This is a genomic window from Aquabacterium sp. A08 (assembly GCF_011742065.1).
Map to the genome: position 1 here is coordinate 19,150 of NZ_JAAQQT010000641.1, position 22,512 is coordinate 41,661.

The window sequence follows — 22,512 nt, forward strand, 5'->3', positions numbered from 1 at the left end:
CCGCGAGCCCTGAAATGCCCGAACTGCCCGAAGTAGAAGTGACCCGCCGCAGCTTTGCCGACCGCATCGCGGGCGCGCGGGTGCAGGGGGTGCGCCTGGGCAAGCCGCTGCGCTGGCCGCTGGGCGTGGCGCCGGCCAGCCTGGTGGGACGCGCGGTGCTGGGCGTGCGGCGGCGCGGCAAATACCTGTTGATCGACCTGTCCGATGGGCTGCTGTTGCTGCACCTGGGCATGTCGGGCAGCGTGCAGTTTGCCCTAGCCTTGCCCGAACCCGGGCCGCACGACCATTTTGATCTGGCCACCGACCGGGGCGTGCTCCGGCTGCACGACCCGCGCCGTTTCGGGGCGGTGGTCCACGCCGCCGACGAGGCCGACCCGGTGGCGGTCAAACTGCTGGGTCACCTGGGGGTGGAGCCGCTGACCGAGGCCTTTGACCTGCGCGCCTTTGCCGCTGGTCTGAAATCCCGCCAGGCCCCGATCAAGCAGGTGCTGCTCGCGGGCCAGCTGGTGGTGGGGGTGGGCAACATCTACGCGTCCGAGGCGCTGTTTCTGGCCGGCATCCGCCCCACCACCCGGGCCAGCCGCCTGGGGCCGGCGCGGGTGGCGCGCTTGCACGCGGCCATCCGCACGGTGCTGTCGCGGGCTTTGGCGGTGGGCGGCAGCACGCTCAAGGATTTTTCCAATGCCCAGGGCCAAACCGGCTACTTCCAGCTGGAAACCATGGTGTACGACCGCGCGGGCGAGCCCTGCCGCGTGTGCGCGACGCCGGTGCGCAGCATCCGCCAGGGGCAGCGCTCCACTTTTTTCTGCCCGGTCTGCCAGCGGCCCTGAGGCTTGCCGGGGGCTGCCCCCGGGCCGGGGCCGGTGCTATATTGGGCCGCTGCAGCGTTTTTAAGAGCCACCAGCGGACCTTCCCATGTCATTCACCCAGGAATTCGACGAGCACAGCGCCTGGCGCCAGGCCCACGCGGCCCAGTTGACCGCGCTGGCCGACTGGCTGGAGGCCCGCGAACTGCTCGACGCCGGCGCGCGCGAGCGGCTGGACCAGCTGCGCGAACAACTGCGCAGCGACAAGGTGATGGTGGCCTTCGTGGCCGAGTTCTCGCGCGGCAAGTCGGAGCTGATCAACGCGGTGTTCTTCGCCGGCTACGGCCGGCGCATCATGCCGGCCAGCGCCGGGCGCACCACCATGTGCCCGACCGAGCTGGGCTTTGACGCCGAGGTGCCGCCTTGCCTGCGGCTGCTGCCCATCGAAACGCGCTTGCAGCCGCAGTCGCTGCTGGAGTGGCGCAGCGCCCCGGAGCAGTGGGAGCGCATCGACCTGGACGTGAACGACCCCGAGCAGCTGGCCCGCGCCATCGAAAAAGTGGCCGAGGTGCGCCACGTGAGCCAGGACGAGGCCCGTGCGCTGGGGTTCTGGCACGACGACGCGCCCGAGGACAACCCTTTGCCAGGCCCCGACGGCCTGCTGGAGGTGCCACGCTGGCGCCACGCCCTCATCAACATGGCGCACCCCCTGCTCAAGCAGGGTCTGGTGATTCTGGACACGCCGGGGCTGAACGCCATCGGGGCCGAGCCGGAGCTGACGGTGAGCCTGCTGCCGCAGGCGCATGCGGTGGTGTTCATCCTGGCGGCCGACGCGGGGGTGAGCAAATCCGACCTGGCGATGTGGCGCGAGCACCTGGCGCCCGCGGCCGAGCGCCGTGATTCTCGGCTGGTGGTGCTCAACAAGATCGACACCCTGTGGGACGAGCTGAGCACGCCGGCCTACATCGAGGCGCAGATCCAGCGCCAGCGCGAGGATTCGGCCCAGGTGCTGGGCCTGCAGCCGCAGCAGGTGATCGCGGTGTCGGCCCAGAAGGGGTTGCTTGCCAAGGTGCGCCAGGATGCGGTGCTGCTGCGCGAGAGCCGCCTGGCCGACCTGGAAACCGCCCTGGCCGACGACGTGCTGGCGCAGCGCCGCACCATTTTGGCGGCCAACGTGGCGGCGTCGCTGCAGGCCCTGCGCAACGAGGTGGGGCAGCAGCTGCACGCCCGCACCCGCGAATTGGTGGAGCAGGTGCAGGAGCTGGAAGCCCTGCGCGGCAAGAACGGCACGGTGATCCGGCAGATGCGGCTGCGCATCGAGCAGGAACAGGCCGAGTTCGACGCCAGCGGCGCGCGCATCCAGGCGGTGCGGTCGGTGCACCTGAAGCTGCTGAAAGAGGTGTTTGCGCTGCTGGGCAGCAACCACCTCAAGGCCGAGATGGCGCAGTTCGCCGCGGCGCTCAAGCAGCCGGGCATCAAGCTGGGCGTGAAGCGGGTGTACACCGAGGCGTTCGACCGGCTGCGCGCCGGCCTGCGCCGCGCGCAGCAGCAGGCGCAGGAGGTGCAGGACATGCTGGGCGGCACTTTCCGCGACCTGAACGCCGAGTTCGGCTTTGCGCTGCAGCTGCCCGACCCCATGCGGCTGGCGCGTTACGCCGAGGAGCTGGACCTGATCGAGCGCAACCACCTGCAGTACCTGGGCCTGACCAACGTGTTCCGGCTGGCCCAGCCCGAGTTCGCCGAGCGGCTGGCCAAGGCGGTGGTGTCGCGCCTGAAGACGGTGTACGAGGCCGCCTCCAACGAGGTGGAGCTGTGGAACAAGTCGGCCGCGGCGCAGCTGGACGGTCAGTTGCGCGAGCGCCGCAAGAATTTTGCGCGCCGCATCGAGGCGGTGCACCGCATCCAGCAGGCCGCCGGGGGCCTGGACGAACGCCTGGGCGAGTTGCAGCAGCGGCTGGAGCGCCTGGCGCAGGAGCGCGATACCCTGCTGGACCTGACCGAGCTGGAGGAGGCTGCGGCGCCGTACCCAGCGGCCGAGGTGCCGGGCGCCGCGACCGCCGCAGACGCAGCCGCCGCCTCCGCTGTGGGCGTCGGCGAGGGTGGGAACGGGGAGGCTGCCTCCACCTTGACCGTTCCCGGGGTGGCCGACGCCAGCCCCCACGCCACCCCGGCCGTGGCGGCCGATGCCTGCAACGCCCCGACCCATGCCGGCTGAGGCGGTGCGGGCCTTGCCCGCGGCGGTGCGCCACGGTTTTTTCCCGGCGCTGGTGCGCTGGCAAGCCGAGCACGGGCGCCATGGCCTGCCGTGGCAGGGCACGCGCGACCCCTACCGGGTCTGGCTGTCCGAAATCATGCTGCAGCAGACCCAGGTGAGCACGGTGCTGGCCTATTACCCGCGCTTTCTGGCGCGCTTCCCCGACGTGCAGACCCTGGCCGCCGCCCCGCTGGACGAGGTGCTGACCCTGTGGAGCGGCCTAGGCTACTACAGCCGTGCGCGCCACCTGCACCGTTGCGCCCAGCAGGTGGTGGCCGACTGGGGCGGCATCTTCCCCGAGCGTGCCGCCGACCTGGAAACCCTGAGCGGTGTCGGCCGCTCCACCGGCGCGGCCATCGCCTCGTTTTGCTTTGGTGAGCCGGTGTCCATCCTGGACGGCAACGTCAAGCGCGTGCTGACGCGGCTGCTGGCGTTCGACGGCGACCTGGCCGTGGGCACCCAGGAAAAAGTCCTGTGGGCCCTGGCCCAGGCGCTGGTGCCGGCCACGCCCGAGCCGGCCGACATGGCGCGCTACACCCAGGGGCTGATGGACCTGGGCGCCACGGTCTGCACCCGCAGCAAGCCGCAATGCCTGCTGTGTCCGGCCCAGCCGCTGTGCGCGGCCCTGGCGCAGGGGCGGCCAACCGCGTTTCCGGTCAAGACCCGCAAGCTGTTGCGCCGCACCGAGGCCTGGTGGCTGCTGGTGTGGCAGCGCGCCGACGGCGCCCTGTGGTTGCAGCCCCGGCCGGCGCGCGGCATCTGGGCGGGGTTGTTCGCTTTTCCGGTGTTCCACAGTGTCGCCGACCTGGACGCCGCAGTGGCCCAGGCCGGGGGCCAACCCGGGGCTGGCGTGACCCACGAGGTGCTGCGCCACAGCCTGACCCACCGCGAACTGCTGTTGCAGCCGGTGCAGGTGCCCTGGCCCCATACCGACCGCACGCCCCCAGCGGCCGCCGGCGGCGGCCGCTGGGTGGGGCCGGACGACGACCTGGCCTTCGGCCTGCCGGCCCCGTTGCGCAGCTGGTTGCTGGCGCAGCGGCGGGTCGCGCCCTGACGCCCGGTCGGGCCGCGCCGCGCCACACGACCACGCCGTCAGCCGATCGCTCAGTGGCCCTGGTGCTTCAGGGCATCCAGCTCGCGGTGGCGGTGTTGCACTGGCCACTGGCCGCCAAAACGCTGCGCCAGCCGCTCCACCAGGTAGACCGAGCGGTGTTGCCCGCCGGTGCAGCCCACCGCCACGGTGGCGTAGCTGCGGTGGTCGGCCACCATGCGCGGCAGCCAGTGCTCCAGAAAACCGCTGATGTGCTCTTCCATGGCCTGCACCTCGGCTTCGGCCCGCAGGTAGGCGGCCACCGGCGCGTCCCGCCCGGTCAGGGGGCGCAGTTCGGGCTCGTAGTGCGGGTTGGGCAGCATGCGCACGTCGAAGACGAAGTCGGCGTCCATCGGGATGCCACGCTTGAACGCGAACGACTCGAACACCAGCGTCAGCGTGGCCGGGGCGCGGTGCAGCAGGGCCTTGACCTCGCTGCGCAGGTGCGAGGCCTTGAGCTGGCTGGTGTCCAGCACCAGCGCTTGCTCGCGCAGCGCGCTGAGCAACTCGCGCTCCTGCTCGATCGCGTCCACCAGCGCGCGGCGCTGGTCCAGCGTGTCTTTCAGCGACAGGGGGTGCAGGCGCCGCGTTTCGGAAAAGCGCCTCACCAGGGTTTCGGTGGTGGTGTCCAGAAACAGCGTGGTCAGCGGCTGGCCGCGCGCCTGAATCTGGCGCAGCCGTTGCGGCAGATCGGGCAGGGACTTGGCGCTGCGCACGTCCATGGCCACGGCCACGCGTTCGGCGCCGTGGGCCTGTTCTACTTCGATCAGGGCTTCCAGCAGCTCGGGCGGCAGGTTGTCCACGCAGTAAAAACCGGAGTCTTCCAGCGCGTGCAGCGCCACCGACTTGCCCGAGCCCGACATGCCGGTGATGAGCACGAGCTGCATGGCCGGCGCGGTCATGGCTGCATCATCTCGCGCGCATGGGCCAGCGAGGTGTCGGAGAGCTTGTCGCCACCCAGCATGCGGGCGAGTTCGCGCACCCGCTCGTCGTGGTCGATGGGCTGGACCGCGCTCGCGGTGCCTTCGGCGTCCTGGGTTTTGCTCACGCGCAGGTGCTGGTCGGCGCAGGCGGCCACCTGGGGCAGGTGGGTCACGGCCAGCACCTGGCGGTCCTGGCCCAGCTGGCGCATGAGCCGGCCCACGGTGTGGGCCACCGCGCCGCCGATGCCGCTGTCCACCTCGTCAAAAATCAGGGTGGGGGCCGCGCCGAGCTGGCTGGTGGTGACCGAAATAGCCAGTGCGATGCGCGACAGTTCGCCGCCGGAGGCGACCTTGCCCACCGGGCGCGGGGTGCTGCCCGGGTGGCCGGCCACCAGGAATTCGACGTTTTCCAGGCCGTGCGCCTGGGGCTCGTCCAGCGGCAGCAGCCGCGCTTCGAAGCGGCCGCCGGCCATGCCCAGGCCTTGCATGGCCTCGGTGATGGCAGCCGACAGCCGCTGCGCCGCGGCCTGGCGCTGCCGGGTGACGGTGTGCGCGGCCTTGACCAGCGCCTGGTGGGCGCGGCGTTCGTCCTGTTGCAGGGCGTCCAGGTCGGTGTGACGGTCGAGTTCGGCCAGGGCTTGTTGCCATTGGGCCAGCCGCTGCGGCAGCTCGTCGGGCGCGCAGCGGTGCCGCCGGGCCAGCGATACCCACAGCCCCAGGCGCTGGTCCAGCGCTTCCAGGGCGGCCGGGTCCAGCTCGGTCTGGCTGGCGTGGTGTTGCAGGTCGTGGCAGGCGTCTTCGATCTGGGCCAGCGCGGCTTGCAGCGTGTCGGCCAGTTCGGCGTAGCGGGGCTCGATGTGCTGCTGCTCCTGCAGCGCCTGCACCGCGCGGTGCACCAGGGCGCTGGCGCTGGGCTCGGCGTCGTCCAGGGCGTGCAGGGCGGCTTGCGCGGCGTCGATCAGGCCCTGGGCGTGGGCCAGGCGGCCGTGCTGCAGGTTGAGTTCGTCCCACTCGCCGGGCTGGGGCGCGAGCTTGTCCAGCTCACCGATCTGCCACTGCAGCCGTTCGCGCTCGGTTTGCAGGGTGGTCTGTTGCTGGCGCGCCTGCTCCAGGGTGCGCAGGGCCTGGCGCCAGGCGTTCCACAGTGCCGCCAGTGGGCGGGTGTCGAGCTGGGCGTAGCGGTCCAGCAGCTCGCGCACCGCGTCGGGCCGGGTCAGGCTTTGCCAGGCGTGTTGGCCGTGGATGTCCACCAGCGCGTCGGCCAGCGCCTTGAGCTGACCGGCGGTGGCCGGACCCCCGTTGATCCAGGCGCGGCTGCGGCCCTGGGTGTCGATGCTGCGCTTGAGCAGCAGCGGCTCACCGGGGGCGGCGGCAAAGCCGTTGTCCTGCAGCCAGGCCAGGACCGCCGGGCGCGGCTCGAACTCGGCGCTGATCTCGCACCGCGCCGCGCCTTCGCGCACCACGCCGGCGTCGGCGCGGGCACCCAGCACCAGTTGCAGCGCATCGATCAGGATGGATTTGCCGGCCCCGGTTTCGCCGGTCAGCACGGTGAAGCCCGGGCGCAGGTCCAGGTCGAGTGCGCGCACGATGACGAAATCGCGCAACACCATGCGCTGCCAGCTCATGTCACCACCCCTTCGTTCCAGTGCAGTTTCTTGCGCAATGTGTCGAAATAGCTCCAGCCCACCGGGTGCAGCAGGCACAGCTCGTGCACCGACCGGCGCACGGTGATGCGGTCGCCGTGCAGCAGGCTGGTGAAAGTCTGCATGTCGAAGTGGGCGCTGGCGTCGCGGCCGGCGACGATTTCCACCGCGATTTCGCCGGTGGCCGGCAGCACGATGGGGCGGTTGGACAGGGTGTGCGGCGCGATCGGCGCCATGATCCAGCCGTCGATGGCCGGGTGCAGCAGCGGCCCGCCGGCCGACAGCGCGTAGGCGGTGGAGCCGGTGGGCGAGGCGATGATCAGCCCGTCGGCGCGCTGGTTGGCCACAAAGTGGCCGTCCACCTCCACCCGCAGTTCCACCATGCCGGGCGAGACGCCGCGGTTGACCACCACGTCGTTCATGGCGATGGTCTCGAACACGTAGCGGCCGTCGCGCAGCACGCCGGCCTGCATCAGCGCGCGCCGGTCTTCCTCGTACTGGCCGCGCAAAATGGGTTGCAGGTGGGTTTCAAAGTCGAGGAAGGGGATGTCGGTGATGAAACCCAGCCGCCCCTGGTTGATGCCCACCAGCGGCACCTTGTGGCGCGCCAGTTGCCGCGCGATGCCGAGCATGGTGCCGTCGCCGCCCATGACCAGCGCCAAGTCGCATTCGCGGCCGATGCCGGCCACGTCGAGCACGTGGTAGTGCGTCAGGCCGGTGTTGTGCGCGGTGTCGTGCTCGATGGCCACCTCGCAGCCCTGGTCGTGCAAAAAGTGGGCGATGCGTTCCAGCGCGTCGCGCGACCCCACGGCGTGGTATTTGCCCACGATGGCCACGTGGCGGAAGCGGCTGCTGCCCGGGCGGGCGGGGGCGGGCGGGGGCGGCGCGGGGGGCAAATTCATGCTCAAATTACAGCACAAGCTTTTTACAATGGGCCAATGTTAGACGACCGCTCCAAGCTGCTTTTGAAGACCTTGGTCGAGCGATACATCGCCGACGGTCAACCCGTCGGTTCGCGCACCCTGTCGCGCGCGGCCGGGCTGGACCTGTCGCCCGCCACCATCCGCAACGTGATGAGCGACCTGGAGGAGCTGGGCCTGATCGCCAGCCCCCACACCTCGGCCGGGCGCATCCCCACCGCGCGCGGTTACCGCCTGTTCGTGGACACCATGCTCACCGTGCGCCGCGACCAGTTGGCCACGCCCAGCAGCCTGGTCGCCGACCGGCCGCTGCAGGTCATCAACCAGGCGGCGCACATGCTGTCCAGCCTGTCGCAGTTCGTCGGCGTGGTCATGGCGCCCAAGCGCTCGTCGGTGTTTCGGCACATCGAATTCCTCAGCCTGTCCGACCGGCGGGTGCTGGTCATTCTGGTCTCGCCCGACGGCGAGGTGCAGAACCGCGTCATCCACACCCAGTCGGACTTTACCCAGACACAGTTGCAGGAGGCGGCCAATTTCCTCAACGCCCACTACGCGGGCCTGACCATTGACGCGGTGCGCGAGCGCCTGAAAACCGAGGTCGATGCGCTGCGCGGCGAAATCGCGGCGCTCATGGTCAAGGCGGTGGAGGCCGGCTCCGAGGCCATGGCCGCCCAGGACGACGTGGTGGTGGCCGGCGAGCGCAACCTGCTGTCGGTGAGCGACTTCACCCACGACATGGGCCACCTGCGCAAGATGTTCGACCTGTTCGAGCAGAAGACCCAGCTCATGCGCCTGCTGGAGGTGTCGCACCAGGCCGAGGGCGTGCGCATCTTCATCGGCGGCGAAAGCCAGGTCGTGCCCTACGAAGAACTGTCGGTAGTCAGCGCACCTTATGAAGTGGATGGCCAGGTGGTGGGCACGCTGGGCGTGATCGGGCCGCAGCGCATGCCCTACGACCGGATGATCCAGATCGTCGACATCACCGCCAAACTGGTGAGCAACGCCCTGAGCCAGAACAAGTGAGTGCTGCTCCGCTGCCGCCCGACGAAGCCGAGCGCCTGGCGCTGCTGCACGCGTTGGCGCTGCTGGATTCCCCGCCCGAACCCGCCCTGGACCGCATCACCCGGCTCGCGGCGCGCTTGCTGAACGTGCCGATCGCCCTGGTCTCGCTGATCGACCGGGACCGGCAGTGGTTCAAGTCGCGCGTGGGGCTGGACGCGACCGAAACCCCGCGCGACCAGGCCTTCTGTGCCCACGCCATTTTGCAGACCGCGCCGCTGGTGGTGGGCGACGCGACCCAGGACCCGCGTTTTCTGGACAACCCCCTGGTGACCGACGCCCCCGGCATCCGCTTTTACGCGGGCGTGCCCATCCGCACCAGCGGCGGGGTGGCGCTGGGCACCTTGTGCGCCATCGACGACAAGCCGCGCCGCCCCGGCCCCGACGACATCCAGGCCTTGCAGGACCTGGCCGACCTGGTCAGCAAAGAGGTGCAGCTGCGCGAGACCCTGGCGTTGGCCCGCGACCAGCTGGACCGTTCCCAGGCGGTGCTGCTGGCCAGCGAGGCCCGCTACCGCAGCATGTTCGAGCTGGCCGCCGTCGGCATTGCCCTGGTGGCGCCGGACGGCGGCTGGATCAGCGCCAACGGCGCCTTGTGTCAGATGCTGGGCCGCAGCGCCGATGCGGTGCGCCAGGCCACCCTGCGTGCCCTGACCCACCCCGACGACGTGGCACAGGAAGAACCCCTGCTGGAGGCGTTGCAACGGCGCGAGGCCGACCACTACCAACTGGAAAAACGCTACCTGCGGCCCGACGGGAAAGCCGTGTGGGTGAACCAGAACGTGACCCAGAAGTTCAACGCTGCTGGGCAGTTGGAGTACTACGTCGTCATCGTCAAGGACATTGGGGCCCGCAAATGCGCCGAGGCCGCGCTGGCCGCGGCCATGCAGGACCTGGAGGCGCGGGTGGCCCAGCGCACCCAGGAGTTGCAGCAGGCCAACGCGCAACTGCAGGCGGCGGTGGAGCAGCAGACCCTGTCGGCGCGCGATCTGCGCCGCCGCGAGGCCGAACTGGCCGCGGTGCTGGAGCACGCCAACGACGCCTACGTGGGCATGGACGAGGACGGCCGCGTCACCGCCTGGAACCTGCAGGCCAGCGCGATTTTTGGCTGGTCCGCGGCCCAGGCCATTGGCCAGCCGCTGTCCCAGTTGATCGTGCCGCCCGCGCTGCGCGAGGCGCACCTGGCCGGCCTGCAACGCTACCTGCGCACCGGGCGCTCCAAAATGATGGACCAGCGCCTGGAACTGCCCGCCGTGCGCCAGGACGGCAGCGAGCTGACGCTGGAACTCCGCATCCGCGCGCTGGAGGTGGACGGGCAGCACCTGTTCAGCGCCTTCATGCACGACATTTCCGAGCGCAAGCGCGAGGAAGAGCGGCGCCTGCGCGAGGCCCGCATCGACCCGTTGACGGGTCTGTTCAACCGCCGCGCCCTGGAAGAAATGCTGCCCCAGGCGCTGGCCCGCGCCGACCGCGAAGACAAGCCACTGGCGCTGCTGTTCATCGACCTGGACGGCTTCAAAGCCGTGAACGACACCCTGGGCCACGACGCCGGCGATGCCGTGCTGCGCGAAGTGGCGACCCGCCTGCGCGCCCAGGTGCGCCAGAGCGACAGCGTGGTGCGCCTGGCCGGCGACGAGTTCACCGTGGTGCTGGAGCAACTCAACGGCGGCTTGGCGGCGGCCCGCCAGGTGGCGCAAAAGCTGTTGGCGCAGCTGGAGCGCCCGGTGCTGGTGTCGGGCGCGCTGGCGCAGGTGGGGGCCAGCGTCGGCGTGGCCATGTATTTGCCCGGCAGCGGCGAGTCGCCCCAGGGCCTGGTCAAGACCGCCGACGCCTGGATGTACCAGGCCAAACGGGCCGGCAAAGGCCGCATCCTGCCCGACGGCTGAGCGGCAGGGCTCTGCTAAACTGCCCGGCTTGGTTCGGGGCGTTAGCTCAGTTGGTCAGAGCAGAGGACTCATAATCCTTTGGTCGTTGGTTCAAGTCCAACACGCCCTACCAGTGTCTCGGCTTTGCGCCGTGCAGGAAACCGCTGAACCGTGAACCCCCACAGACTCGGTCAACTTTGGGTGGCCCTGCAATTCGGCCTGCTGAGCGGGTTGACGCTTTTGTGCCTGTTTCGGGCCCCGCCGCAGGGCCCGGACTGGCCAGCGGGGCTGCTGTGGTGCGGCGCCGCCGCGCTGGGTCTGTGGACCTTGGCGGTCAACCCGCCCGGCAACTTCCACATCCGTCCCGAACCCCGGCCCGACGGGCGGCTGGTCTGCCATGGCCCCTACCGCTGGGTGCGCCACCCCATGTACACCGCCGTTTTGCTGCTGGCCGCCGGGGCCGCCGCTTGGCTGGCGAGCGGTCTGGCGTGGGGGCTGTGGGGCGCTCTGGTGGCGGTGCTGGTGGCCAAGGCCCGCCTGGAGGAGCGCTGGTTGCTGGCACGCTACCCGGCCTACGCCGCATACCGCCAGCGCACCTGGCGCCTGTTTCCCGGGGTGTTTTGAGTGTCCACCGACCGTCGTGCCTGTTTGCGGGGTTTGCTGGTGCTGGCCGTGTCTGGCTGGGCCGGTTGTGGCCAGCGCCCCGCTGCCCAGGCCGTGCCGCGGGGTGCGAAGGTGCTGGCCTTGGGGGACAGCCTCACCCACGGCACCGGGGCGGCTCCCGGGCAAGACTGGCCCACACGCCTGGCCGATGTGACCGGCTGGCAGGTGGTGAACGCGGGCGTGCCCGGCGACACCGCCAACGCCGCGCGCACCCGGCTGGGGCCTTTGTTGGAAGCACACCGCCCGGCGTTGGTGATTGTGACCCTGGGCGGCAACGATTTCTTGCGGCGGCGCCGGCCCGAGGCGGTGCGGGCCGACCTGCGCGACCTGGTGCGCCAGGCACGGGCCACGGGCGCCCAGGTGGTGCTGGTGGCCATCCCGTCGCCCAGCCTGCTGGGCGTGTTGGCGTCGCGCTTGTCGGACGACCCGCTCTACGCCGACCTGGCCCGTGACGAGGGCGTGGTGGGGGTGGCCGATGCCGTGTCGGCGGTGCTGTCGGACCCGGCCCTGCGCGCCGACCCCATCCACCCCAACGCCGAAGGCTACCGGCGCTTGGCCGACCGGTTGCACCAGCAACTGTCGGTGGCCGGTGTGGCGCCGCCGGGCTGAGGCCGGCCGGTGGCCGAAGAAATTTTGCCGCGCCTGGAAAACTTCAATTTTTCGGACTAGAATAGCGGGCTGTTGTGATCGCGCTGCTGGCCAAGCCAGACAACGCATCGCAGCAAAACGGTTGAAAGTAAGACAAATTTTCGTGTTATACTTTCAGCTTCAGCAAGCGGCTGTAGCTCAGTTGGATAGAGTACTTGGCTACGAACCAAGGGGTCGTGGGTTCGAATCCTGCCAGCCGCACCAAATCTGTAAACCTCACTCTGGAGACGGAGTGAGGTTTTTCAGTTTTTGGGCCCTGCTACAACACACTGCTACAAAGCGAGTGTCGTCATGGCTGGGATTTTTCTTCGAGGTTCTGTGTGGTGGGCGCGTCTTGCAGTGCCCAGCCGTTTGCGTGTCACTGCTGGTCGCCGTGAGTTCGTCCAGTCCACAGGCACCAGCGAGTACAGTGTCGCCAAAATCGTCGCAGCGTCCTTGTTGGCCGCGTGGCGGCGACAACTGTACGAATGGGAGCACGGAGCCTTGAACAACGAGAAACTTTTGCACCTGGCCGAGAGTGGGCCTGCGTTGCTGCAAGCAGCATTTCACAGCCTGAAGTCAGCAGCGGACCTTACCGGTCTGGAGCGGCATGCGCTCCTGCAACAGGTAGCCGCCGGGCGTCTTGCGCTCTACCTTCAAGCCAAAACACAGCACATGGGTTACGTCCTCCCGCAGGAGGTACTGGAGCCCGTTGATCCTGCTCTAGGCAGATCAGGCGGTGTGGTGATCCCACTGGCAAGCCAGATGCCGCCGGCAGCTCGAGAGGCAAAGTTCATTGGCGACTTCTTGAAGGCATTTGACAGCCGTGACGTGGCAAGGGTGATCTTGGCCGAAGACCTGTCGGTTGTGGAACTTCTGTTGTTCCATGCGCCGCAGCCCTCTGGCTGGCTGTTTGCTCCGAACGAGAGTGTGCATTGCGTGGTCGATGACCTCTTGCTGTCATCCGTGGAGCTCGAGGTGTTTCGCGCCATGCTGGTCACTCGAATTTCGCCATCTCGCCTGGAGCATGCTCAAGCTGAACGACGCGTTGCTGCCAGCGACAGGGTCAAGGCCGAGGTCGCCGATCTCATCAGCGCTTCCACGGCCAGTGCCACCGCCGTGCACAGCGCTGGCAAGTGGGCCATGAAGACCTACTCGGAGGCGGTGGCCGCTTACTGCAGCAGCACTGACGGTCTGCCGGCCAACATCGTGTCTGCCGCCGAAATCCGGCAAAGGGGCGCTGGCCTGATGGCCTTTGCCGAATTCATGGGCGACCTTCGACTGAAGGACATCGACGCTGACGTACTTTGTGCGTTCCGTGATGGGCCCTTGAAAACCATACCCGGCAGCATCAACAAGTTGCCCAAAGAGCTTCGGCGCGACACTGTCAAGGAGACGATTGCAGCGCTAAGCGAGGATGACCGCGAGTGGCCACTATTGAGCGACGAAATGCGTCGCACCCGCATGAACTGGCTCATCGCCTTGTTTAGCTGGCTTCACAAGAAGCAGTACCTCACAAGCAATCCTGCGTTGCCACTCAAGGGTGAGACCGGGCTGACGAAGGCAGAACGACTGGCCGCCAAGCAAGTGGAGGGCGACGAAGACGAGGAGGGTAGGGAGCCGTTTTCTGCCGCACAGCTGGACATGATTTTTAGTCAGCCTCATTTCCAAACCGGCCATGGTCGCCACGTCAAAAAGCCGTCTTACTGGTACAGCTTTGAATACTGGCTCCCACTGCTGGGCCTCTATGCTGGCCTGCGCATCAAAGAGGCTTCGCAACTCCACCTGAGTGACGTTCGGGCGGTCGAAGGTGTCTGGTGCTTGGACATCAACATGAAGACCGCGGACAAGTCGGTGAAAAACACCCAGTCTGTGCGGCTGGTACCCGTTCACTCGGCGCTGATTGAACTGGGCTTCATTGACTACTGTCGAGCATTGGCAGCCGAAGGCTACAAGCGCGTTTTCCCGGAGCTCACGTGGTCCAAGGCAGATGCCAAGTACGCCAAAGAGTCAGGCAGAAAGATGAGCGCCATGTTGAAGAAGCTGGGCATGCCCCGCGACGGAACGCTGGTGTATCACTGCTTGCGACACAACCTCAACAACGCGATGGCCAGGGTGTCGGCCAGCGTTATTGACGGTGGCGACGATGTGCTCAAGAAGTACGTTCGCCATAGAGTCATGGGCCATGAGGTTGGCAGCGATGCAAACACGCGCCACTACACCACTGCGACCAGCGTAGAAATGCAGGCTTTGGTTGAGGGCGTCACTTACAGCTTGCCCAAGGTCCACGCCTTCGACATTGAGTTTGGCCTCCAGCAAATCAAGGTTGCGCTTGGCAAGAAAAATGGCGAACGTCAGGGCCAGGAGGACATGGGTCCACTGCAAGCAAGCACCAGCTGACTTTGTCAACGGGTTCGACAGCAAGTGGTCGGCATAGTGATCACGCTGGCCCTATAAGGACTCGCCTGGCCAGCAGGAAAAAAACGGCGCCAAGGGCCACCCCCACCCCCGTTTCGGCATAAGGGGTGCAAGGTCCACCTTGCACCCATGCGTCACACTCTTGATGCCCTCCACCGCTCGGTGACCCGCGGCTCGCGGGTCCAACTGTCGAGCAGCACGTCCGCGATCGGGTCGTACAGATCCACGCTGTGCAACAGGCAGTAGCTCCTGTCGTTGTGTTTCAACTTGCGCTCCCGGTCGCGCAAACTGGCCCCCTTGGTCCATTGCCCGTACAGCAGCGCGTTGTAGCCCAAGCTCTCCCGGTGGGTACCCAGCCGAACGATCCACTCGTTTTCGCTGATGACCAGCCCCTCTTTGCCGCCTGCAGCCTCCAGTGAGGGGAAGGTTTCCAGAACGACACAGTCGAAGTGCTCGGCGCCGTGCAACTGCAGGTCACGACGCATCAGGCCGTTGGTGGTGTACCCACGCCGCAGGGTGCTGAGGTGCCCCCGGCAGCGCGCCCGCAGGTTTTGGGCACTGCCCACATAGCCCCGGCCAGTCAGCCGGTTGATGACCACATAAATGCCGGGCAGGCGGGGAGTGCTGTCCAGGCCATCTCCGGTCTGGACCGAGCGCAACGCGATCAGCTCTTGGAGTGTCATGCCAGCTCCCTCAGACGCCAGGAGTGGCCACGATCATGGCCACCACCGCCTCTTTGTCAAACATGACCACCCCTGGCTTTCGACCGTTGCCCGCCTGACGGATCGAGCGAATCAGCCGCACCTCGGCGTCGCTCAGCAACATCGGGCCGTAGCAGGCTTCGATAGCGTCAAGCATGTCGGGTGAGGTTTCGCGCAGCAGCAGCTGCAACAGCTTGGCGGGCTGCACCTCCAACACCTCGGCCAACTGGGGCACCTTGGCGATCGGCAGGCGCATCTTGCCCTGCTTGAGCAGTTGCGTGACCACCGGGTGGTCAAAGCCGAGCGCTTCGGCAATGTGGGTGTCGCTGAGCTCCAGTCCCTGTTGGGCGGTTTCAATCATTTCCGCGAGGTTCGCGGGGGCCTTGACCAGTGCTTCAATCATCATTGACTTTCGGTTGCGAGCAGCACCGCGCTGCCCTTCAAAGTCAATTATTGGGACTGGGTCTCGGCCCGGTTCAGGCAATTGAGATCACAACACCAACTGCCACCGTGCCCGAATTGGCCACCCGTTCAATGTACCCGCCGGCCCTGCAAAGTGACCCGATCGAATGTGAATACGTGCTCTCTGGGCGCCTCGGTGCAACAGCCGAATAGACGACGACGGTGATCACCAAAGCCGTACTCCAATTCAATGCGGCCCGCGCAAATTGGACAGGTTCCGCTGTAACGGACCACGCGAATGGCCCGCCCCTGGTTCGCCTTGCTCAATTCCAATTGACAGGGGGCTTCACGAAATTCCGTGAAAAACTCAGATGCAGGCACGATTCGGTCGTGTAGCAGCACAACGAGGGGGCGCACCAAGAACCACCAGCAAACAAAACCCGTGGCCACCAAGCCGATCAGAAACACGAGGTCTCCGGTGGTCACCGGTCGATTGACGCCGTGCATCAACCAGAACAGCAAAGCGATGGCTCCCACCAAGGTCGCCCCAAGGATCAGAAACAGCGCCCAGAGCAGACCCCGCCAGGACCGGGTACGAAACTCCCCACTGCCCGCCAGCAGGCGCCCCAACCCGTTCAACCGAATGCCATTCGGTTCGGTGAGTTCGTAGGTCAAGGTGGATGTGGTCGCCGTCGAAGTCGCTGACGCTGGACTTTGCGCTTCATCCATTTCGGGGACACTGTCGCCATCTCGCTCTTCACCGATCTCGGGCAGGTCGTAGGCCACGTAGAACCACTGGGTGCGGTGCTTGCCCGCGCTCGGCGTCTTGCGCAGAGTAAGCGCTTGGGTGTGACCATTGTTGCGAAAGTGGGCCTCCAACGGGACGCGCCGGCTGTCCAGGTAGCGCTGGGGGCCTGCACGCCTGAACCACTGATTGGCGGCCTCGAAATGGTCACTGTGCTTCGCGCCACTCACGGTGGCGGGGGCAATCTGCAACACATCGAACCAGGCTTGGCGGGCATCTGGGCTGTCCACGCGCTTTTTGCTCTCACTCGCCAACGCCTGGCAAATCTCCCGGGCGTTGGTGTCATCTTGTTGTGCCTGCAGCCACCGCTCCAGGCATTCCAGCAGTTCTTTCATCAACCCTCCCTGTACCGGAATGGGGGTGATTCAGGACTGGTTGCTCGCCGTACCCACGCCGAGACTGCAGCCGTGTTCACCACTTTTGAAAGGACAACCCATGTCATCCCATTTCGGTCTGGACAAGTTTAATCTGCTGCGCCATGTGAGCGAGGTCGAGCGCGGCCTGGCCTGTGACTGCCGCTGTGTGGTCTGTCAGGAGCCCCTGGTGGCGCGCCAGGGCGATGTGCGCGAGCACCATTTCGCCCATGCGTCCAACCGCGAGCCCTGCGTCTCCAACCACGAGTCACTGCTGCACCACTACGCCAAGCAGCTGATCGAGATGGCGGGCTACATCACGGTCCCCATGCCCGAGGTGGTGGCCACCCACCTGGGCGTGGACCCCGCCGTACCCGTCATGCGACTGAGCCGCTTCTCGTCCATTGAGGCCGAGGTCAGCCTGGGCCCGGTGCGACCGGATTTGCTGGTGACCACCGCCGAGGGGGTGACTTTCGCGATCGAAGTGGCCTACAGCTCGTTTTGCGATCTGGTCAAGATTGGCGAGTTTCGCGCTCAGGGCCTGCCGGTGCTGGAAATCGACCTGAGCCGCTTCACGCCCGAGCAATTCGATGCCGACGATGTACAGCACGCGGTATTGAATGCAATCGACAAGAAATCGTGGTTGTGGCCGAACCGTGAGGCTGAATTACCTGAACCCGTGTCGATCATTCCCATGTCTCCTGATTGCGCAGTCGAGCCCCCACCCAAAATAAGAAAACCTCCCGAGGTCATCTTGATTTCAGGTCGGATGGTCGAATTGAGGCTATTGGATTGGGGAGATCTCGCCATTCGCACCGTGTCATTCGATCCCGACGTGGTGGGCATCGTCAAAGGTGTGGCCAAATCGTTCAACGGCCGATACAACCCGAAATTCAAGAACTGGATCGTGCCCAAATGGGCCATAGAACTGGCCAAGGCTGAGTTGCACAAGCGAGCCAACGATTTGGAGATCGTGGTGCGCCAGAAGCCCCCGGTCGATCATCCACAGTGAGCCTCAACCGAAGAGACCCTGCTGGGCCGGGGCCAGGGCCGATGTAGCGGCAATGCGCCCTGTGGGGGCAGGTTCCGAGACCAGTACGCCCTGTGGTGGGCATTGCAACAGGGCCTGCACCGGCTCATGGCGTGGGTTCAGCCAGGCGGCGAACTGCTGGGGCTCCAGCACCACGACGCTGCGCTTCTCGTCACCCGGTCGGTGGAACTGCCCCATCACCGGGTGGCCGTCTGCGTTGACCGTCAGCATCGAGAACGAGGCCACGAGTTCCCCCGTGCCTGGATCGGTCCACCGGTCCCAGATGCTGGCCACACCCATGGGCTGCCCGTCGGCGCGGCGAATGCGCCACCTCACCGCACGGCCGGTGTCCCAGTTGGGCTCGAAGAAATCGTCCAGCAGGGCGATCGCAAACTGGCGCCGTTTCCAGGATGTGCGGTAGCTGGGTTTCTCGGCCACCGTCTCGGTGCGGGCGTTGTAGGTCCGCCGGCCGATGTTGGCGTCCTGGGCCCAGTGCGGAATCAAGCCGAAGCGAGCTGCAACGCACTGGACGCCTTGATCGCGGTCCGCAAGCACGATGGGGGCCGCGTAGCGCGGAAAAGTCTCGGTGGGGCACGAGACCTGGGTGACATCAATGCCCAGTGTTTCCCGGGTCCAACGTCCGTTGCGGGTGGGCGTGAAGTTGGTGCACATCGGGAAGGCTTGAAGCGGTTTGCGGTCAGTTGAATGTGGTGCGAAGGGGCAGCCTGTGACCGTTTGGCTAGCTAGCGTAGCTAGCCTATGACCCATAGGTAGCGTAGCTCGGCTATCTAGGCTATCTAGGCTATCTAGGCTATCTAGGCTATCTAGGCTATCTAGGCTATCTAGGCTATCTAGGCTAGCTGGGCTATCTAGGCTAGCTGGGCTGCCCCCATGACGTTTCTGAATGCCTTGTCACTTGGTCGCGTCGTCAAGCGCCTGTTGACGCTGCTGGCCTTGTTGCTGGGCCTGCTGCAGTTGCCGCTGAATCGCCTCGCTTTGGGCCTGGCCCTGCTCGACTTCCTGCTTCTTGACCGCGCCGGCAGTGGCAGCACTGCCGACTGCTTCGACGCCGCATCCGCTCAAGACGATGGGAAGCAGCCAGGCACAGACGGCGCCGGGCAGCCAGATGGGTGATCGGTCCATGTTTGAACTCCTGTGTTTGTCCATTCTGCACCGGCCCTCCTTTGCTTACAAATCAGGCAGGGGGGACTGGAGCCTTGAGGATCAAGGCATTGATGCACTTCGCTCGGGCTTATCCACAGGCTTGCCCACGCGGGTTGGGGATGACTGCCGTCGCATTGGTAGCATTTAGTGTCTCGAGCGCACAGGCGGCCTGGCCCACGTAGTGCTAGGTCCCCACCTGGATCTCGGTAGGGTTGATGCGGATGAGCCGACCACCCCACGACAGAACGACCTGGTGACTGAAGTGGCGCACGGTGGCCACGGCAGTGCCGGCGCCAATTTCAATCACCAAGGGGTGATGCACACGACTTGAGAGCTGTGTATTTTTTCGAGTTTGGGGCTGAGCACTTCAATACAATCGCACAAACACAATGAGCTATAATTGCTGCGCCATTATAGATTATGACAGTAGGGAGAAACAATGTTAGAGCGAGCGGGTTTCTGCTGGTATCGAGTTCGTAAGTGCGGCTACTTTGAGTCACAGAGGGCGCACCAAGCCAAGTTCGGCGGTCTCGTGCAAGTGCTTACAGACCTTACTCAGTGGAGTCAAGGCAAACAACTCGTCGAAACACAGACCTTCGGAGCTAATGCAGCTGAGGGTCAGGCGGAACAGTTGCCAGTGTATCTATTAGACATTCGTGGCGAAGGGGATAACTGGCTGTTGACCTTGTGGAACCAGACTCCCGCAACTGAAGGCAAAGTAGCGTCAATCTCAACAAATTCCGTGGTTGGCCGAGCTGGCGTTGTCATGAATGAACTCGCTCCGAACACCGTTCCAGGTTTTGCTACTTATTTCTACTTCATACCTTCTCTTAGTGCTGTTGCTGCAGTGCGCTTCCAGCACTTAGCTTTTGGCCATGTGGGCATGAAAAACTTTATGTCTGGGTTCATTCGCCAGTTCACTAGATACGTGCAATGGTCAGACACTCCGAATCAAGATGGATCTCTTGAGATACTTGGCTATGCCATGACGATGTCAAATCAACCTGAAAACCTAATCCCCTACTTCAATTCAGAATTGATGAAACAAGCAGGGGAGCGGGATCTGCTGATCCAACGAGCACGTGACATTCGTAAGGTCGTACGTAAAACCGAGCTTAATAATGGACGCAGACCAGATCGCGCACTCTGGCAGCGGCTGCTTCAAAGAGCGGGAATGACTGCTGCGCCCGAAATTCCTGCAGCGGTAAGGGTTGAGTACGAGTTGCCTGCTAAATTTGAGCCGGATGAGATGAAGGCTCTTCAAGATCGGTGGGACATCGATAACGCAAACATGGAGGATTGGGACGATGTCGGGTTCGTCCTCAAAGGGGAGCAGACCCCCCACTGGCTGAGTAAATCAGTGGCTCGCGGCACTCATGATTTGGATGTTGAAAGGGAGAGTCTGGAACTTGTCAACCCAGCTTCATTACTGCAGCAACTGACGGCACATAGAACCGCACTCACCGCTATGATCCATGTTGATCAACGGGTGGCGACGTGATGCTAATGAGAGCTTTCGCAACTGTCATTGCGATTACCCTGATCGGTGCCGGTGCATGGTTCGGTCGAAGTGTTCCAGTGGCAGAGCAGTGGCCGATGTTTGAGGCGCTAAGAACGACTGCCTCGATTATCTTTGCTGTTATTGGAGCTTGGATGGCTATCATCTATCCAGAGCGGTTGAGACTCTCATTTCGTCCTTCAGCTAACACGAGCGCCGCTGATTCGTCTGCCACGGGATGGGGCCAGTTGTTCACCCCGGTGGTCCATTCAACCTTAATTCTTGGTGTTGTGTTGCTGCTCGGTATCACCGTACCTATCTTGAAACACGCCAAGCTGAGCGTCCCGGTCGCGTGTTGGCGTGGGACTTCGTACGGGCTCCTAGTTGCTCTTACGTTATGGCAACTTTGGACCGTAGTCCTGACATTAGTTCCTGCCGAGAGAGTAAAGTCTTCGCTGGACACTTTGGACGAACGTGCTACGACGCTAACGGGCCTAATGAGGGTTGGACAGCACAAGAAGAAAGATTAGGCCCAACTCGTTAGCTGCGTTTTGGTTCTGTAATTCAAAAAGCAGCAAGGCTTGCATGGGCTGGTTATGCGGTTAATTCGACTCGCAGCGGACGCAAAGGCGGCCGTTGAACCAGAAGTACCCATCAGAATGGCACTTCGCCGGCTTCACCATCAGGGGTCGCCGAAGCAGTTGTGGCGGCTGTCGTCGTACCGAGTGCTTTGTCCAGCGCCTTCTCCACCGCATCGATGCGGGTCTGGCAGTTCTTGTACGCGGCCACCGACTCTTCGACGATCTGCAGCAGGTCGTCGATGTTGGGCTCGGTCTGCTCGCGCAGGGTCTGGGCGTGTCGCTGCAGCACGCCGTAGGACTCTTTGAAGCTCTGTTTCATGGTCAGTCTCGTTGCGGGTTGGGCTCTTCCTGGCCGAGCACGGTGCGCCTGCGCCCGTCCCGGAATTCCAGGGTGATGGGTGTGTCGGCTGCGCCGGCCTGGGCGTGGGAGCTGGTGATGGCCTGGCCTTGGGCGTCGCGCACCAGTGCGAAGCCGCGCTGCAGGGTCTTGTCCGGCCCTTGGCCGGTGACTTCTCGCATCAGGGCCTGGGTGTTCTGGCGGGCCTGGGCCACGGTGTGCCGGGCCAAGGTGGTGGTGTCGCCGTAGGTGTGCGCCAGGGCATCCCGGCTGCGTTGCAGGTCGCTGGCCGCCAGTTGCTGAACGGTCTGCCAGTTGGCCTGGGTTTCGGCCCGGGAGGTGCGCAGGCTCTGGCGGGCTTCGGCGCGTATGTCGGCAAACAGCACGGGCACTTCACGTTGGGCCCGCTGCAAGTGCAGCTGGGCGAACTGGCGCACGTCTGTGATCTGGTGCCGGACCGTGTCCTGGGCATGGCGCACCGCGTGGTGGGCGTTGAGCTGGATCTCGGCTTTGAGGTCGCGGCTGTGCTGACGGGCCTGGGCCAGGTGTCGCTGGGCGCCCGACTCGATGGCGGTGTAGCCGGCCTGCACGGTGCGTCGGGTGCGTTCGAGCTGCTGCACAGTGGCGCGCTGGATGTCGGCGAAAGCGCTCTGCGCTTCCCGCACCCGCTGGACGATGGTGCGCTCGATGCCGGCGATGACTTTGGAGGGGGTGTCAAAGCGCTGGTGGGCAACTTCGTCAAGGACGGTGGAATCGCGTTCGTGGCCGATGCCGGTGAGGACCGGGATGTCGAGTTCGCAGATGGCCCGGGCCAGGTCGTAGTCGTTGAGCCAGGCCAGGTCGTTGACGGCGCCACCGCCCCGGATGATGGCCACCGCATCGGGCACCCAGGGGTGGTTGAGCCGGATCTGCTCCAGGGCGGAGTGCAATTCGAGGCGGATCTGGGCAGCGGCGCCTTCTCCCTGGAAGCGGCTGTAGGCGTAGGTGAACTGGCACACGCCGTGGGCCTGCAGTCGGCTGGCCTCGGCCTGGAAGTCGCCGAGTCCGGCTGCGCCCTCTGGGGCGATGACCAGGACGTGGTTGTAGTCCCACGGGGTGGCCAGCGCCTTGTTCTGGTCGATCAGCCCTTCGCGCTGCAACCGCTCACGGATCTCGCGCTTGCGGGCTTCCAGGTCACCCAGGGTGTAGTCGGCGTCGATGGCGTCGATCTCCAAGCTGAAGCCGTACTGAGGCTTGAAGACCGGGCGGGCGCGCACCAGCAGTTTGATGCCCGGTCCGACCTGGGCGCCGGTGGCTTGCTCGAAGGCAGGCAGGATGCGTTCGGCCTGGTTGGCCCAGATGGCGGCGTTGGATTTCGCAATGACCACCCCACG

The 22,512-nt window shown here is 65.4% G+C and carries 20 protein-coding genes, 2 tRNA genes and 1 pseudogene; 13 read left to right on the forward strand and 10 right to left on the reverse strand.

What is annotated here, in order from left to right; all coding sequences use genetic code 11:
• The first annotated feature begins 14 nt into the window (after positions 1-14).
• From mutM to mutY, 3 genes are all read left to right on the forward strand, one after another.
• Positions 15-830, forward strand: coding sequence for a bifunctional DNA-formamidopyrimidine glycosylase/DNA-(apurinic or apyrimidinic site) lyase (gene mutM / locus HA630_RS14000; protein ID WP_166835401.1), 816 nt, complete (start codon positions 15-17; stop codon positions 828-830).
• 85 nt (positions 831-915) lie between these two features.
• Positions 916-3,021: a dynamin family protein gene (locus HA630_RS14005; RefSeq protein WP_166835403.1), complete on the forward strand. Its 2,106-nt coding sequence runs from the start codon at positions 916-918 to the stop codon at positions 3,019-3,021.
• The gene (gene mutY, locus HA630_RS14010; RefSeq protein ID WP_166835405.1) at positions 3,011-4,114 is read left to right on the forward strand and encodes an A/G-specific adenine glycosylase; all 1,104 of its coding nucleotides are present in this window, start codon (positions 3,011-3,013) and stop codon (positions 4,112-4,114) included. The genes HA630_RS14005 and mutY overlap by 11 nt, the downstream gene beginning before the upstream one ends.
• A gap of 50 nt (positions 4,115-4,164) precedes the next feature.
• Here the strand turns inward: mutY and rapZ are convergent, their stop codons facing one another.
• Genes rapZ through HA630_RS14025 form a run of 3 tightly spaced genes read right to left on the reverse strand, consistent with a single transcriptional unit; the run spans position 4,165 to position 7,618 of the window.
• Positions 4,165-5,052 (reverse strand): RNase adapter RapZ, encoded by an 888-nt coding sequence (gene rapZ / locus HA630_RS14015; RefSeq protein ID WP_166835406.1) that lies wholly within the window; start codon positions 5,050-5,052, stop codon positions 4,165-4,167.
• Positions 5,049-6,698, reverse strand: a complete 1,650-nt coding sequence (gene recN, locus HA630_RS14020; RefSeq protein ID WP_166835408.1) for a DNA repair protein RecN — start codon at positions 6,696-6,698, stop codon at positions 5,049-5,051. The genes rapZ and recN overlap by 4 nt, the downstream gene beginning before the upstream one ends.
• A complete protein-coding gene (locus HA630_RS14025; protein WP_166835410.1) occupies positions 6,695-7,618 on the reverse strand; it encodes an NAD kinase in 924 nt (307 codons plus the stop codon). The genes recN and HA630_RS14025 overlap by 4 nt, the downstream gene beginning before the upstream one ends.
• Positions 7,619-7,654: 36 nt before the next feature.
• Here HA630_RS14025 and hrcA point away from each other — a divergent pair, with 36 nt between their 5' ends.
• The 8 genes and pseudogenes from hrcA (at position 7,655) to HA630_RS14060 (ending at position 14,250) form a co-directional block, all read left to right on the forward strand.
• Positions 7,655-8,659, forward strand: coding sequence for a heat-inducible transcriptional repressor HrcA (gene hrcA, locus HA630_RS14030; RefSeq protein ID WP_166835412.1), 1,005 nt, complete (start codon positions 7,655-7,657; stop codon positions 8,657-8,659).
• Positions 8,656-10,581, forward strand: coding sequence for a diguanylate cyclase domain-containing protein (locus HA630_RS14035; RefSeq protein WP_166835414.1), 1,926 nt, complete (start codon positions 8,656-8,658; stop codon positions 10,579-10,581). Before hrcA ends, HA630_RS14035 begins: the two co-directional genes overlap by 4 nt.
• Positions 10,582-10,616: 35 nt before the next feature.
• Positions 10,617-10,693, forward strand: a tRNA-Ile gene (locus HA630_RS14040).
• A 38-nt stretch (positions 10,694-10,731) separates the two neighbouring features.
• Positions 10,732-11,184, forward strand: coding sequence for an isoprenylcysteine carboxylmethyltransferase family protein (locus HA630_RS14045; protein ID WP_166835416.1), 453 nt, complete (start codon positions 10,732-10,734; stop codon positions 11,182-11,184).
• A 39-nt stretch (positions 11,185-11,223) separates the two neighbouring features.
• Complete coding sequence (locus HA630_RS14050) at positions 11,224-11,832, forward strand: GDSL-type esterase/lipase family protein (protein ID WP_371809252.1); 609 nt, start codon at positions 11,224-11,226, stop codon at positions 11,830-11,832.
• A gap of 166 nt (positions 11,833-11,998) precedes the next feature.
• Positions 11,999-12,075, forward strand: a tRNA-Arg gene (locus HA630_RS14055).
• Between the two features lie 87 nt (positions 12,076-12,162).
• Positions 12,163-12,324: pseudogene (locus HA630_RS26590) on the forward strand (DUF6538 domain-containing protein); the annotation flags it as partial.
• Positions 12,325-12,354: 30 nt separating this feature from the next.
• Positions 12,355-14,250, forward strand: a complete 1,896-nt coding sequence (locus HA630_RS14060; RefSeq protein ID WP_166835420.1) for a site-specific integrase — start codon at positions 12,355-12,357, stop codon at positions 14,248-14,250.
• Positions 14,251-14,402: 152 nt separating this feature from the next.
• Here HA630_RS14060 and HA630_RS14065 read toward each other — a convergent pair whose 3' ends face one another.
• The 3 genes from HA630_RS14065 to HA630_RS14075 all read right to left on the reverse strand — a co-directional run bounded on the left by HA630_RS14065 (position 14,403) and on the right by HA630_RS14075 (position 16,511).
• Positions 14,403-14,951, reverse strand: a complete 549-nt coding sequence (locus HA630_RS14065; protein WP_166835422.1) for a GIY-YIG nuclease family protein — start codon at positions 14,949-14,951, stop codon at positions 14,403-14,405.
• A 10-nt stretch (positions 14,952-14,961) separates the two neighbouring features.
• The gene (locus HA630_RS14070; RefSeq protein WP_166835424.1) at positions 14,962-15,330 is read right to left on the reverse strand and encodes a hypothetical protein; all 369 of its coding nucleotides are present in this window, start codon (positions 15,328-15,330) and stop codon (positions 14,962-14,964) included.
• Positions 15,331-15,500: 170 nt separating this feature from the next.
• Positions 15,501-16,511 (reverse strand): hypothetical protein, encoded by a 1,011-nt coding sequence (locus HA630_RS14075; RefSeq protein ID WP_166835425.1) that lies wholly within the window; start codon positions 16,509-16,511, stop codon positions 15,501-15,503.
• A gap of 100 nt (positions 16,512-16,611) precedes the next feature.
• Here HA630_RS14075 and HA630_RS14080 point away from each other — a divergent pair, with 100 nt between their 5' ends.
• Positions 16,612-17,541 carry a competence protein CoiA family protein gene (locus HA630_RS14080; protein WP_166835427.1) on the forward strand — a complete coding sequence of 310 codons (930 nt, stop codon included), beginning with the start codon at positions 16,612-16,614 and terminating at the stop codon, positions 17,539-17,541.
• A gap of 3 nt (positions 17,542-17,544) precedes the next feature.
• Here HA630_RS14080 and HA630_RS14085 read toward each other — a convergent pair whose 3' ends face one another.
• Complete coding sequence (locus HA630_RS14085; RefSeq protein WP_166835429.1) at positions 17,545-18,231, reverse strand: SOS response-associated peptidase; 687 nt, start codon at positions 18,229-18,231, stop codon at positions 17,545-17,547.
• Between the two features lie 240 nt (positions 18,232-18,471).
• A complete protein-coding gene (locus HA630_RS14090) occupies positions 18,472-18,702 on the reverse strand; it encodes a hypothetical protein (RefSeq protein WP_166835431.1) in 231 nt (76 codons plus the stop codon).
• A 553-nt stretch (positions 18,703-19,255) separates the two neighbouring features.
• Between HA630_RS14090 and HA630_RS14095 the strand changes: the two genes are divergently transcribed.
• The gene (locus HA630_RS14095) at positions 19,256-20,224 is read left to right on the forward strand and encodes a hypothetical protein (protein WP_166835433.1); all 969 of its coding nucleotides are present in this window, start codon (positions 19,256-19,258) and stop codon (positions 20,222-20,224) included.
• 651 nt (positions 20,225-20,875) lie between these two features.
• On the opposite strand, the gene xseB is transcribed toward HA630_RS14095, so the two are convergent.
• Positions 20,876-21,121 carry an exodeoxyribonuclease VII small subunit gene (gene xseB / locus HA630_RS14100; protein ID WP_166835435.1) on the reverse strand — a complete coding sequence of 82 codons (246 nt, stop codon included), beginning with the start codon at positions 21,119-21,121 and terminating at the stop codon, positions 20,876-20,878.
• A gap of 2 nt (positions 21,122-21,123) precedes the next feature.
• Positions 21,124-22,512, reverse strand: a 1,389-nt coding sequence (gene xseA, locus HA630_RS14105; RefSeq protein ID WP_166835437.1) for an exodeoxyribonuclease VII large subunit, incomplete at its 5' end; no start/stop codon positions are given.